The 12,256-nt window shown below is 72.6% G+C and carries 13 protein-coding genes; 8 read left to right on the forward strand and 5 right to left on the reverse strand.

Going from position 1 to position 12,256, the window contains the following annotated elements; all coding sequences use genetic code 11:
• The first annotated feature begins 2 nt into the window (after window positions 1-2).
• From cysC to ACWEQO_RS29400, 7 genes are all read left to right on the forward strand, one after another.
• Window positions 3-539, forward strand: coding sequence for an adenylyl-sulfate kinase (cysC, locus tag ACWEQO_RS29370; protein ID WP_452985845.1), 537 nt, complete (start codon window positions 3-5; stop codon window positions 537-539).
• Entirely contained in the window at window positions 536-1,489 is a 954-nt protein-coding gene (gene cysD, locus ACWEQO_RS29375) for a sulfate adenylyltransferase subunit CysD (RefSeq protein WP_361459531.1), read from the forward strand. The genes cysC and cysD overlap by 4 nt, the downstream gene beginning before the upstream one ends.
• A 2-nt stretch (window positions 1,490-1,491) precedes the next feature.
• Entirely contained in the window at window positions 1,492-2,826 is a 1,335-nt protein-coding gene (locus ACWEQO_RS29380; RefSeq protein ID WP_452985846.1) for a sulfate adenylyltransferase subunit 1, read from the forward strand.
• 222 nt (window positions 2,827-3,048) lie between these two features.
• Window positions 3,049-4,152 carry an aliphatic sulfonate ABC transporter substrate-binding protein gene (locus tag ACWEQO_RS29385; RefSeq protein WP_452985847.1) on the forward strand — a complete coding sequence of 368 codons (1,104 nt, stop codon included), beginning with the start codon at window positions 3,049-3,051 and terminating at the stop codon, window positions 4,150-4,152.
• 47 nt (window positions 4,153-4,199) lie between these two features.
• Window positions 4,200-5,000 (forward strand): ABC transporter ATP-binding protein, encoded by an 801-nt coding sequence (locus tag ACWEQO_RS29390; protein WP_452985848.1) that lies wholly within the window; start codon window positions 4,200-4,202, stop codon window positions 4,998-5,000.
• A complete protein-coding gene (locus ACWEQO_RS29395; protein WP_452985849.1) occupies window positions 4,987-5,877 on the forward strand; it encodes an ABC transporter permease in 891 nt (296 codons plus the stop codon). Before ACWEQO_RS29390 ends, ACWEQO_RS29395 begins: the two co-directional genes overlap by 14 nt.
• Window positions 5,878-5,884: 7 nt before the next feature.
• The gene (locus ACWEQO_RS29400) at window positions 5,885-6,622 is read left to right on the forward strand and encodes a sirohydrochlorin chelatase (RefSeq protein WP_361459536.1); all 738 of its coding nucleotides are present in this window, start codon (window positions 5,885-5,887) and stop codon (window positions 6,620-6,622) included.
• 46 nt (window positions 6,623-6,668) lie between these two features.
• Here the strand turns inward: ACWEQO_RS29400 and ACWEQO_RS29405 are convergent, their stop codons facing one another.
• The 3 genes from ACWEQO_RS29405 to mgt all read right to left on the reverse strand — a co-directional run bounded on the left by ACWEQO_RS29405 (window position 6,669) and on the right by mgt (window position 8,898).
• Window positions 6,669-7,043: a nuclear transport factor 2 family protein gene (locus tag ACWEQO_RS29405; RefSeq protein ID WP_361459537.1), complete on the reverse strand. Its 375-nt coding sequence runs from the start codon at window positions 7,041-7,043 to the stop codon at window positions 6,669-6,671.
• A complete protein-coding gene (locus ACWEQO_RS29410; protein WP_452985850.1) occupies window positions 7,036-7,584 on the reverse strand; it encodes a DUF1697 domain-containing protein in 549 nt (182 codons plus the stop codon). The genes ACWEQO_RS29405 and ACWEQO_RS29410 overlap by 8 nt, the downstream gene beginning before the upstream one ends.
• Before the next feature lie 114 nt (window positions 7,585-7,698).
• Window positions 7,699-8,898, reverse strand: coding sequence for a macrolide-inactivating glycosyltransferase (mgt, locus tag ACWEQO_RS29415; protein WP_452985851.1), 1,200 nt, complete (start codon window positions 8,896-8,898; stop codon window positions 7,699-7,701).
• Between the two features lie 159 nt (window positions 8,899-9,057).
• Between mgt and ACWEQO_RS29420 the strand changes: the two genes are divergently transcribed.
• Window positions 9,058-9,927 carry an aminoglycoside phosphotransferase family protein gene (locus ACWEQO_RS29420; protein WP_361459540.1) on the forward strand — a complete coding sequence of 290 codons (870 nt, stop codon included), beginning with the start codon at window positions 9,058-9,060 and terminating at the stop codon, window positions 9,925-9,927.
• Between the two features lie 53 nt (window positions 9,928-9,980).
• Here ACWEQO_RS29420 and ACWEQO_RS29425 read toward each other — a convergent pair whose 3' ends face one another.
• Together ACWEQO_RS29425 and ACWEQO_RS29430 are read right to left on the reverse strand one after the other, a co-directional pair.
• Window positions 9,981-10,703: an exonuclease domain-containing protein gene (locus ACWEQO_RS29425; protein WP_452985852.1), complete on the reverse strand. Its 723-nt coding sequence runs from the start codon at window positions 10,701-10,703 to the stop codon at window positions 9,981-9,983.
• Between the two features lie 130 nt (window positions 10,704-10,833).
• Window positions 10,834-12,072, reverse strand: a complete 1,239-nt coding sequence (locus ACWEQO_RS29430; protein ID WP_361459578.1) for an SAV2148 family HEPN domain-containing protein — start codon at window positions 12,070-12,072, stop codon at window positions 10,834-10,836.
• Between the last annotated feature and the right edge of the window lie 184 nt (window positions 12,073-12,256).

The raw sequence follows: 12,256 nt of genomic DNA on the forward strand, positions 1-12,256 counted from the left end.
CCGTGACGACCGGAGCCACCGTCTGGCTCACTGGTCTGCCGAGCGCAGGCAAGACCACCATCGCCCACGAACTGGCCGGCCGGCTGCGCGCGGAGGGCCGGCGTGTCGAACTGCTCGACGGCGACGAGATCCGCGAGTTCCTCTCCGCGGGCCTCGGCTTCAGCCGCGAGGACCGGCACACCAACGTGCAGCGCATCGGCTTCGTCGCCGAACTGCTCGCCCGCAACGGCGTCACCGCGCTGGTCCCGGTGATCGCGCCGTACGCCGACAGCCGGGACGCGGTGCGGAAGCGGCACGAGACGAACGGCACGTCGTACCTCGAGGTGCATGTGGCGACCCCGGTCGAGGTGTGCTCCGCACGCGACGTGAAGGGCCTGTACGCCCGGCAGGCCGCGGGCGAGCTCACCGGCCTGACCGGGGTGGACGACCCGTACGAGGCTCCCGTCTCACCCGATCTGCGCATCGAGTCGCAGCACCAGACCGTCCAGGAGTCCGCCGCGGCGGTGCACGCCCTGCTGAGCGAAAGGGGACCGGCATGACGACCGCGGCCACCATCGAGACGGGCGGCGAGGGCGCCGGCGGTGCGGCCGAGCCGTACACCCTCTCCCACCTCGACGCCCTCGAGTCGGAGGCGGTGCACATCTTCCGCGAGGTCGCGGGCGAGTTCGAGAACCCGGTGATCCTCTTCTCCGGCGGCAAGGACTCCATCCTGATGCTGCACCTGGCGCTGAAGGCCTTCGCCCCGGCGCCCGTCCCCTTCTCGCTGCTGCACGTCGACACCGGGCACAACTTCCCCGAGGTCCTCGACTACCGCGACCGCACGGTCGCACGGCACGGGCTGCGGCTGCACGTCGCCTCCGTGCAGGACTACATCGACCGCGGAGTGCTGCGCGAACGCCCCGACGGCACCCGCAACCCGCTCCAGACGCTGCCGCTCACCGAGAAGATCGCCGCCGAGGGGTTCGACGCCGTCTTCGGCGGCGGCCGGCGCGACGAGGAGAAGGCCCGCGCCAAGGAACGGGTGTTCTCCCTGCGCGACGAGTTCTCCCAGTGGGACCCCCGCCGCCAGCGGCCCGAACTGTGGAACCTCTACAACGGCCGGCACGCCCCCGGGGAGCACGTCCGGGTGTTCCCGCTGTCCAACTGGACCGAGCTGGACGTGTGGCAGTACATCGCCCGCGAGGGAATCGAACTCCCGCAGATCTACTACGCCCACCAGCGCGAGGTGTTCCGGCGGGGCGGCATGTGGCTGACCGCCGGCGACTGGGGCGGCCCGAAGGACGGCGAGCGCGTCGAGAAGCGGCTGGTGCGCTACCGGACGGTGGGCGACATGTCCTGCACCGGCGCGGTCGACTCCGGGGCCGACTCCATCGAGAAGGTGATCACCGAGATCGCCGCCTCCCGGCTGACCGAGCGCGGGGCCACCCGCGCCGACGACAAGCTCTCCGAGGCAGCGATGGAAGACCGCAAGCGCGAGGGGTACTTCTAATCATGAGCACGATCACGAGCGAGGCGCTCGCGGAGACGACCCTGCTGCGGTTCGCCACCGCCGGTTCCGTGGACGACGGCAAGTCCACCCTGGTGGGCCGGCTGCTGCACGACTCCAAGTCGGTCCTCACCGACCAGCTGGAGGCCGTGGAGCGGGTGTCGGTGAGCCGCGGCCAGGAGGCGCCCGACCTCGCCCTGCTCACCGACGGGCTGCGGGCCGAGCGGGAACAGGGCATCACCATCGACGTGGCGTACCGTTACTTCGCCACGCCGCGGCGCCGGTTCATCCTCGCCGACACCCCGGGCCATGTGCAGTACACCCGCAACATGGTCACCGGCGCCTCCACCGCGGAGCTGACCGTCATCCTGGTCGACGCCCGCAACGGCGTCGTCGAGCAGACCCGGCGGCACGCCGCCATCGCCGCCCTGCTGCGCGTGCCCCATGTCGTCCTGGCCGTCAACAAGATGGACCTGGTCGGCTACGAGGAGCCGGTGTTCGCGCGGATCGCCGAGGAGTTCACGGCGTACGCGACCGAGCTGGGCGTGCCGGAGGTCACCGCGGTCCCGATCTCGGCGCTCGTCGGCGACAACGTCGTGGAGCCCTCGGCGCACATGGACTGGTACGGCGGCCCGACGGTGCTGGAGCACCTGGAGACGGTGCCGGTCAGCCACGACCTGGCGCACTGCCACGCCCGGCTGCCCGTGCAGTACGTGATCCGGCCGCAGAGCGCCGAGCACCCGGACTACCGTGGGTACGCCGGCCAGATCGCCGCGGGGACGTTCCGCACCGGCGACGAGGTGACCGTGCTGCCGTCCGGCCGGACGACGGCGATCACCGGGATCGACCTGCTGGGCAAGCCCGTCGAGGCGGCCTGGACACCGCAGTCGGTGACGCTGCTGCTGGCCGACGACATCGACATCTCCCGCGGTGACCTGCTGGTCCCGAGCAAGGACGCGCCGGCCACCACGCAGGACGTCGAGGCCACCGTGTGCCATGTCGCCGACCAGCCGCTGACCGTCGGCCACCGGGTGCTGCTCAAGCACGGGACCCGCACGGTCAAGGCGATCGTGAAGGACATCCCGGCCCGGCTGACGCTGGACGACCTGTCCCTGCACCCGCACCCCGGGCAGCTCGTCGCCAACGACATCGGCCGGGTGAAGATCCGTACCGCCGAGCCGCTGCCGGCCGACTCGTACGCGAACTCGCGGCGCACCGGTTCGTTCATCCTCATCGACCCGAACGACGGCACCACGCTCACCGCGGGCATGACCGGCGAGTCCTTCGCCGCCCCCGAGCCCGTCAAGGGCGCGGACGAGGACGACGGATGGGACTTCTGAACGTGAACTCCACCGGCTTCTACCTCACGTTCGCCAAGGAGGGCGGACGTGTCGGGGGAGGGACTCTGGGGAGCGGGCAGGGCGGGGTGGCCCGATGTGCGCGATGACGTGCGCGCACCGCCCCCGCGCCCTCAGCACCCGTCGCCGTAGGCGAAAACCCGCCGCCCCCCGGCCGCGACCCAAGAGTCAGTGACCGCCGGGCCTCCGAGAGGAACACCTCCCGTGCCTGCCACATCCGCCCCGCGCCGCGCGTTCGCCGTGACGGCCGCCCTGCTCCTGCTCGCCCTCACCGGGTGCGGCTACGGCTCCCGGGCCAAGGAGAAGGACACGGTCGGCATCGCCGCCGGGGCGCGGAAGACCGACGGCCTCGACTCGGTCCGGATCGGCTACTTCGGCAACCTCACCCACGGGACCGCGCTGGTGGGCAACCGGAAGGGCTTCTTCCAGAAGGAGCTCGGCGCCACCGAGGCCCGGTACGCGGTCTTCAACGCGGGTCCGTCCGAGATCGAGGCGCTCAACTCCGGTTCGCTCGACATCGGTTGGATCGGTCCCTCGCCGGCGATCAACGGCTACGTCAAGTCCCGCGGCAAGAACCTGCGGATCATCGGCGGTTCGGCGTCCGGCGGGGTGAAGCTGGTGGTGAACCCGGACCGGGTGAAGTCCCTCGAGGACGTCGAGGGCAAGCGGATCGCGACCCCGCAGCTCGGCAACACGCAGGACGTGGCGTTCCTCAACTGGGCGTCCGAGCAGGGCTGGACGGTCGATCCGCAGAGCGGCAGAGGCGATGTGACGGTCGTCCGCAGCGACAACAAGGTGACCCCGGACGCCTTCGCGGCCGGCTCGGTCGACGGGGCGTGGGTGCCGGAGCCCACCGCGTCGAAGCTGGTCGCCGAGGGCGGCAAGGTGCTGCTGGACGAGGCGTCGCTGTGGCCCGGCGAGGAGTTCGTCATCACGAACATCGTCGTGCGCCAGGAGTTCCTGGAGAAGCACCCGAAGGCCGTCGAGGCGGTGCTCAGGGCGTCGGTCGAGACCAACCGGTGGATCAACGCCCACCCGGAGAAGGCCAGGGCCGCCGCCAACGAGCAGCTGGCGGCCGACTCCGGCAAGGGTCTGCCCGCCGACGTACTGGAACCGGCGTGGAAGTCGATCCGGTTCACCGACGACCCGCTGGCCGCCACCCTCCGGACCCAGGCGGAACACGCCGTCGCGGTCGGCCTGTTGGACAGGCCCGACCTGAACGGCGTCTACGACCTCACGCTCCTCGACAAGGTCCGCGCGGCCGAGGGCGCACCCGCCTTCGACGACGCCGGTCTCGGCGCCGGCTGACCCCTGATCCCGATGCTCCCGAAGAAACGTCCCAGGAGGTGACGACCATGGCCACGACCTTCGCCAAGGCCGCCGAAGGCGCCGAGACGGAAGCCGTCCACGCCGCCCGGATCGAGCACGTCTCGAAGTCCTTCCCGGCGCCGGGCACGCCCGGCGGGCAGCAGCTCGTGCTGGACGACATCAGCCTCGATGTCGCCCCGGGCGAGTTCGTCACCCTGCTGGGCGCCTCGGGCTGCGGCAAGTCCACGCTGCTCAACCTGGTGGCGGGCCTCGACCGGCCCACCGCCGGCACGATCAGCACGGACGGCCGTCCGGCGCTGATGTTCCAGGAGCACGCGCTGTTCCCCTGGCTGACCGCGGGCAAGAACATCGAACTCGCGCTGAGGCTGCGGGGCGTGCCGAAGTCCGAGCGCCGCGGCCGGGCCGAGGAGCTGTTGGAACTGGTCCGGCTGGGGGGCGCCCACGGCAAGCGGGTGCACGAGCTGTCCGGCGGCATGCGCCAGCGGGTGGCGCTGGCGCGGGCGCTCGCCCAGGAGAGCAGGCTGCTGCTGATGGACGAGCCGTTCGCGGCGCTGGACGCCATCACCCGGGACGTGCTGCACGACGAGCTGACCCGGGTCTGGCACGAGACGGGGTTGTCCGTGCTGTTCGTCACGCACAACGTGCGCGAGGCCGTCCGGCTCGCCGGGCGGGTGGTGCTGCTGTCCTCCCGGCCGGGCCGGATCGCCCGCCAGTGGACGGTGGACATCGAGCACCCGCGCCGCATCGAGGACACCGCGGTGGCGGAGCTGTCCGTCGAGATCACCGAAGAACTGCGTGGGGAGATCCGCCGTCATGGCAAGCACTGAGACGACCGCCAGGGACGGCGGTGACCTCGCCGGTCTGGAGGCGGGGCTCGACGCGCTGGAGACAGTGCAGCAGGGCCGCACACCGTGGCGCCGGACGTTCGTCGAGAAGATCCTGCCGCCGGTCCTCGCCGTCGCCCTGGTGCTGGCGGTGTGGCAGGCGCTGGTCTCGTTCGAGGTCGTCGACGATCCCACCAAGCTGCCCTCGCCGGGCGCCGTGTGGGACGTCCTGCGGCAGGCGTGGCTCGAGGGCGAACTGCTCGGCTACATCTGGACCAGCGTCTCGCGCGGACTGCTCGGCTTCTTCTTCGCGCTGCTGATCGGCACCCCGCTGGGGCTGCTGGTGGCGCGGGTGAGGTTCGTGCGCGCGGCGCTCGGCCCGATCCTGTCCGGGCTGCAGTCCCTGCCGTCGGTGGCGTGGGTGCCGCCGGCCGTGATCTGGCTGGGCCTGAACAACCAGATGATGTACGCGGTGATCCTGCTCGGCGCGGTCCCCTCCATCGCCAACGGCCTGGTCTCCGGCGTCGACCAGGTCTCCCCGCTGTTCGTGCGGGCCGGCCGTACGCTCGGCGCGACGGGGCTGAGGGGCACCTGGCACATCGTGCTGCCGGCCGCGCTGCCCGGCTATGTGGCGGGGCTGAAGCAGGGCTGGGCGTTCTCCTGGCGCTCGCTGATGGCCGCGGAGATCATCGCGTCGTTCCCGGACCTCGGCATCGGCCTCGGGCAGCTGCTGGAGAACGGCCGCAACGCCAGCGACATGGCCATGGTGTTCGAGGCGATCCTGCTGATCCTGACCGTGGGCGTCGCCATCGACCTGCTGATCTTCAGCCCGCTGGAGCGGTGGGTCCTGCGCAGCCGCGGCCTGCTGGCGAAGGACTGAGCCGACCGTGCGCCGACCGGTACTTCTCGTCATCGCCCACGGCAGCCGCGACCCGCGGCACGCCGCGACCGTACACGCCCTGGTGCGGCGGGTGCGGTCGCTGCGGCCGGGACTGCGGGTGGAGACCGGCTTCCTCGACTTCAACGTCCCCTCCGTACCCGGGGTGCTGGAGTCCCTCGCCGCGGAGGGGGTGCGCGACGTGGTGGCCCTCCCGCTGCTGCTGACCCGCGCCTTCCACGCCAAGTCTGACATCCCGGCGGTCCTCGCGGAGGCGCCCGCCCGGCTGCGCGTCCGTCAGGCGGACGTCCTGGGACCGTCCCCCCTGCTCCTCGCCGCGCTGGAGCGCCGGCTGTACGAGGCCGGTCTCACCCCCGCCGACAAGTCCTCGACCGGGGTCGTCCTGGCCTCGGCGGGGTCCACCGACCCGGAGGCGATCGCAGTGATCGCAGCAATCGCGCGGGAGTGGCGGCACACCGGTTGGTGCGCCGTGCGGCCTGCGTTCGCCTCCGCTTCCCTGCCCCGCACCGAGGACGCGGTGCGCGAACTGCACGCCCTGGGCTGCGAGCGCGTCGCCGTCGCCCCGTACGTGCTCGCCCCCGGCTTCCTCCCGGACCGCATCGCGCGGGGCGCGGCGGCGGCGGACGTACTGGCGGACGTGCTGGGGCCGGCGCCCGAGGTGGCGCGGGTCCTGCTGGAGCGGTACGACGCGGCGCGGACGCCGGCGCTGGCGGCGCTGGGAGCCTGACGGCGCGGGCTCACGGCCGGCGCGGCCCCGGGCCCGCGCAGGCCGGTCACTCCTCGTCCGGGTCGAACAGCGTCCCCTGGTGGAAGTAGAGAAGCCAGTCCTGACCGGTGCGACGCCACAGCGAACTGCGGCGTGCGCGGCGGCCGTTGTGGTCCGTTTCGAAGGTGAGGTGGACGACGTCGGGGGCGAGCTGTGCGGCCTTGAGGTCGGAGACGGTACCGGCCAGGTCCCCCGACACGTGTTCGTCGGCGAGCAGGGCGATGACCGCGTCACGGTCCCAGAGCCGTCCGGAGGCGCCGAACTCGAAGAACTCCGGGTGCAGCAGTGCCCCGACCCGCTCGGGCGACCGGCGCACCTCGGGATCCAGGAGTTTCAGTTCGCCCTCGATGGCGGCGTCCACGGCCTTGTTCTCCTCATGCACGGGTGAGCTCCACGAGCTTGACGACGGTGTTCCAGTTGCGGGTGGTGGCGATGACACCCCTGGTGGTCCGGGGCCTGGCCAGTTGCTCGGCGAGTCCGGAGCGGCCGAGGCCGTCCGGCGCGTACAGGTAGAGGGCGCGGTCGCCGAGGCGGAACTCCTCGGGCAGATGGGCCGCCCCGTCGATCCGCGCGAAGCGGTCGGCGTCGACGGCGGCGGAGAAGTAGGTGACGTGGAGCTGCTTGGGGGCCGGTTCGGAGGCCGGGAACGGGCAGGCGTCGGCGACGCCCCGTAAGTACGCGTGGTCGCGCACGATCACGTCGACGGCGAAGCCGAAGTACCGCTCGATCGCCTCCGCGAGTCCGGCGGCCAGCGACTCCTCGTCGCCGTGCGGGGAGGTGAACACGGCCTGGCCGCTCTGGAGATGGGTGCGCACCGCTCCGTGGCCGAGGCTTTCCATCAGGGTGCGCAGTTCGGCCATCGGGACTCTTCTGCCGCCCCCCACATTGATCCCGCGCAGCAGCGCCGCGTATGTCGTCGTCATGCCCACACGATAGGGCGGCCGCCGCACCCCGTAGGGCTGGGCACGACGGCCGTGTCCGTGCGGGACGGAGCGGGGGGACGGCGCGGGTGGGGCGGCGCCGACCGTGGGAAGCCGCTACCGCCGCTCCGGCAGCTCCGCCTCGATGAGGTCGGCCGCCCTGGGGGTGCCGCCCTCCTGGGCCATCCCCGCCCGGAGCTCCTTCAGCCGGCGGGCGACCTCCGGGTCGCCGACGAGGTCGAGGGCCGCCGCGCGCAGGGTCTCGGCGGTCGCCTCCCCGGCCGGGACGTGCCGGGCGACGCCGAGCGCCTGGAGCATGTCCGCGTTGCCGAACTGGTCCACCGCCTGGGGTACGGCGATCATCGGGGTGGCCGTGGCCAGCCCTTCCTGACTGCCGCCGGCGCCCGCGTGGGTGAGGAACAGGTCGGCCTGTTTCAGGATCGCGAGCTGCGGCACCCAGGACCGCACCTCGACGCCGGCCGGCACCTCGCCCAGCTCGGCGGGGTCGACGTGCCGGCCGATCTGGAGCACCAGATGCCAGCCGGGCAGGCCGCCGAAGGCATCGACGCACTCCCGGTAGAAGTCCGGCTGCTGGGTGAACGAGGACCCGAGCGACACCAGGACGACCCGCTCCGCGCCGGGGGGCCGCTGCCACCCTCCTTCGGCGCTCCGGTCGCCCTGGCAGGCGCCGACGAAGGTGTGCACGCTCTCGTCGACCCGGTCGGCGTGGGGCTGCAGCGCCTTCGGGATCAGGACGAGGGAGCGGGCGGGGCGGCCCACGAACGGGTCGGGGTGCTCGGTGATCCCGTTCTCCTCCAGCCAGGCGTGGAAGCGGGCGTAGTAGGCCCGGCCGCGCTCGGTCCTCAGCGGCTCCTCCCACATCGGCTCGCCGACCTCCTTCTCGTACCCCTCCCAGGCGACGAGGTTCGGCGAGAGGGAGACCACGGGCACGTCCCAGCGGTGGCCGAGCACGCGCGCCGGGTAGGAGGTGATGTCGTGCAGCACCAGGTCGGGGGTGTCCCCCTCGTAGGCCTCGATCAACTGCGGGAGCGCCTGGATCGCGTCGTCGAGGAACGGCTCCACGTTGTCCAGCAGGGTGCTCCCCCACGCCTCCGGGTCGTCGTCGGGCGAGGGCAGCGTGGAGTTCCAGGGCTTCACCTCGGCTCCGGTCTCGGCGACCTTGTCCGCGAAGACCGGCGGGATCGCGTACGTCACCCGGTGACCGCGCGCCACCAGTTCGCGGATCACCTCGAGGCTCGGGTTCACGTGGCCGTGGGCGGCGATGGAGAACATAGCGATGTGAGCGGGTCGGGTCATGCCCCGACCCTAAACGAGACGATACGTCTCGTGCAATCGGATTCAGGGCACCGGGACACTCCGCACTCGGCCGACCTGCGCGAATGCGAGACTTACCGACGGTGCGGACACGGTCGGACGACCGGACGCGGACACCGGAACAGGCACGGAGGCGGACGGATGGACGAGGCACGGGCGCGGGACGTCCTGGCGGCGGCGGGCGTACTGCCGGGGCGCGCGGCCGCCCGGGAAGCGCGGCTGCTCGCCCTGGGCGAGAACGCGGTGTTCGCCGCCGGCGACCTGGTCGTCAAGGTCGGCCGCGACGGCGGCCTGCTGGAGCGGGCCCGCCGGGAGCTGGCCGTCGCGCTGTGGCTCGCCGAGGAGGGCGTGCCCGCGGTGCGGGCGGCGGAGCCCCGGGCGCTGCTGGTCGAGGGGTACCCGGTGACGGTGTGGCACCGGCTGCCCGCGCCGGTACGGCCCGCCGAACCCCGGGACCTGGCCGAACTGCTGCGGGTGGTGCACGCCCTGCCCGCCCCCTCCTTCGGGCTGCCGCCCCGCGAACTGCTGGGCGGCGTGGAACGCTGGCTGCGGCTCGCGGGCGAGGCCATCGACCCCGGGGACGCCGCGTACCTGCGTGAGCGGCGCGACGGTTTCGCGGCGGCCGCGGCGGCGCTGACGCCCCATCTGCCGCCGGGGCCCGTCCACGGGGACGCGCTGCCCCGGAACGTGCACGTCGGGCCGGACGGGCCGGTCCTGGTCGACCTGGAGACCTTCTCGGCCGATCTGCGCGAGCACGACCTGGTGGTCATGGCCCTGTCCCACGACCGCTACGGGCTGTCGGACGAGGCGTACGCGTCCTTCACCGAGACGTACGGCTGGGACGTGCGCGCCTGGGAGGGCTGCGCGGTGCTGCGCGGCGCGCGGGAGACGGCCAGTTGCGCCTGGGTCTCCCAGCACGCGCCGAGCAACCCGAAGGCCCTGGCCGAGTTCGAGCGCCGCGTGGCGTCCCTCCGGGACGGCGACCCGACCGTCCGCTGGTACCCGTTCTGACCCCGGACGCCCCCGACCGCGCACACCCCGCCGCGGGGCTTCCGGGGTACCGGTCAGACCCGCTCGCCGGCCGGTTCACGCAGCGGCCAGGTCCCCTCGACGGTCGCGGTGGCGTCGCCCTTGCGGCGCAGGAAGCTCTGGAAGTCCGCCGCCCATGCGGCGTACCACTCGATCTGGCGGAGGTGCAGCTCCGCCGGGCCGAGGGCCGCGACCTTCGGGTGGCGGCCGGCTATCGCGCCGGCCAGCCGGGCCGCGGCGAGCGCGTCGGCCGCCGCGTCGTGCGCGGAGTCGAGCGCGACGCCGTACTCCGCGCAGACCGCTTCGAGGTTCCGCTTGCCGCGGCGGTAACGGTCGACACTGCGGTCGATCGTGTACGGATCGATGACCGGGGCGGGGTCCACGCCCCCCAGCCGGTCGCGCAGCGACGGCAGTCCGTACCGGCGCAGCTCGGCGGAGAGCAGCGTCAGATCGAACGCGGCGTTGTAGGCCACGACCGGGACGCCCGCGCTCCAGTGGGCGGTGAGGACGTCGGCGATCGCGTCGGCCACCCGGTCGGCGGGGCTCCCCTCGGCCGCCGCCCGCTCACCGCTGATGCCGTGCACGGCCACCGCCTCCGCCGGGATGGGCACCCCGGGATCGGCCAGCCACTCCCGGCGCCCCAGCGGCTCCCCGTCCCTGACCTCGATCACGGCCCCCGTGACGATCCGCGCCTCGCGCGGGTCGGTGCCGGTCGTCTCCAGGTCGAAGCCGATCAGCAGCTCTCGGTGCCAGCCCATGGGCCGTCCCCCTTCTGTGTGGTGCGTTCCCCCAGTGGTTCCCACCTTCGCACGCACCACTGACAACCCGAGGGTCACCTTCCGCCCACCGGCCGGGAGGGCTCATGACAGACGGCCGCAAGACGGGCCTTCACGACACCGGGCGCGAATCCGTCCACATCTGCTCGAACTCCTCACGGTAGGTGGGGAACAGCCCGCCCTCCTCGGCCTCACCCGGTTTGACCACCTTGCTGCCGTTGCGCAGCACCAGCACCGGCGCCTCCATCCCCCGGGCCCGGCGCAGATGGTTCTGCACCACGCCGACGCCGTCGGCGCCGTCCCCGTCCACGAGGTACGCCGTGCAGCGGGGCGTCTCGTCGTAGACCTGGATCTCGAAGGCTCCCGGGTCGCGCAGCCGGGACCGCACCCGGCGCATGTGGAGGATGTTCATCTCGACCGAGCGGCCGAGTTCCCCCCGTTTGAGGCCGAGTTCGCGTTCGCGGCGCTTGACCGCGCTGGAGGCGGGGTTGAGGAACAGCAGCCGCACCCGGCAGCCGGATTCGGCGAGCCGCACCAGCCGGCGCCCGGAGAAGTTCTGCACCAGCAGGTTGAGGCCTATGCCGATGGCGTCCAGGCGGCGGGCGCCGCCGAAGATGTCCTCGGCCGGGAACTGGCGGAGCAGCCGCACCCGGTCGGGGTGGACGGCGACCACGTCCGCGTACCGGTCGCCCACCAGGTCCTCGACCGCGTCGACGGGCAGCCGGCGCGCGGACGGCACGTCGCCGTCGGCGCCGAGCATCTCCAGCAGCCGCGCCGAGGCCCGCTCGGCCTGGTTCAGCACCGCCTCGGACAGCGCCCGGTTGCGGGAGACGACGTTACGGGTGACCTCCAGCTCGTCCAGGGCCAGCTCGACGTCCCGCCGGTCGTCGAAGTACGGCTCGAAGCACGGCCAGTGCTGGACCATCAGCTCCCGTAGCTGAGGGAGCGTGAGGAAGGAGAGCACGTTGTCGTCGGCCGGGTCGAGCAGATAGCCCTTGCGGCGGCTCACCTCGCGCACCGCGGCCGCGCGCTGCACCCACTCCTGTCCGGCGGGTCCGGCGGCGGCGACCACCCAGTCGTCGCCGTGCATCGGCTCGTAGATCGGACGCAGCACCGCGGCGACGACCGAGCGCAGCCGCTGCTCGACGAGGTTCAGCCAGATGTAGGCGCGGCCGGCCCGCTGGGCACGGGTCCGCACCTCGCGCCAGTCGTCGGCGCCCCAGTCCAGGTCCGGGCCGATCGAGCCCGCGTCCATCGGCCGCGCCAATGACACCGCACCGGGCGGGACGTCCGTGGAGTTTCCCTCGTGACCCTCGTCACCAGGGGGCAGCTCCAGCCCTCCCGAACCCACCCGCGCACCGCCTTCCGCTCCCCCGAGCTCTCCCAGCCCCAACGATCAAGGAGAGTACTCCGCATGCGGTGCGCGGTGCAGCCCGATGGCAGGGTCGTTTCTCAACTTCCCTCTTCCACACGACTGTTCTGCCGTGCCCGCTCCCCGTGAGTGGTCGGATTCACTGTCTCTTCACCACATCGCC

The sequence above is a fragment of the Streptomyces sp. NPDC004051 genome, assembly GCF_053604275.1.

Excerpts from the sequence above, each read along its gene's own strand:
- cysD (WP_361459531.1), top strand. The coding sequence starts at position 536 with ATGACGACCGCGGCCACCATCGAGACGGGCGGCGAGGGCGCCGGCGGT.
- ACWEQO_RS29380 (WP_452985846.1), top strand. The coding sequence starts at position 1,492 with ATGAGCACGATCACGAGCGAGGCGCTCGCGGAGACGACCCTGCTGCGG.
- ACWEQO_RS29390 (WP_452985848.1), top strand. The coding sequence starts at position 4,200 with ATGGCCACGACCTTCGCCAAGGCCGCCGAAGGCGCCGAGACGGAAGCC.
- ACWEQO_RS29395 (WP_452985849.1), top strand. The coding sequence starts at position 4,987 with ATGGCAAGCACTGAGACGACCGCCAGGGACGGCGGTGACCTCGCCGGT.
- ACWEQO_RS29410 (WP_452985850.1), bottom strand. The coding sequence starts at position 7,584 with ATGACGACGACATACGCGGCGCTGCTGCGCGGGATCAATGTGGGGGGC.
- mgt (WP_452985851.1), bottom strand. The coding sequence starts at position 8,898 with ATGACCCGACCCGCTCACATCGCTATGTTCTCCATCGCCGCCCACGGC.
- ACWEQO_RS29420 (WP_361459540.1), top strand. The coding sequence starts at position 9,058 with ATGGACGAGGCACGGGCGCGGGACGTCCTGGCGGCGGCGGGCGTACTG.
- ACWEQO_RS29425 (WP_452985852.1), bottom strand. The coding sequence starts at position 10,703 with ATGGGCTGGCACCGAGAGCTGCTGATCGGCTTCGACCTGGAGACGACC.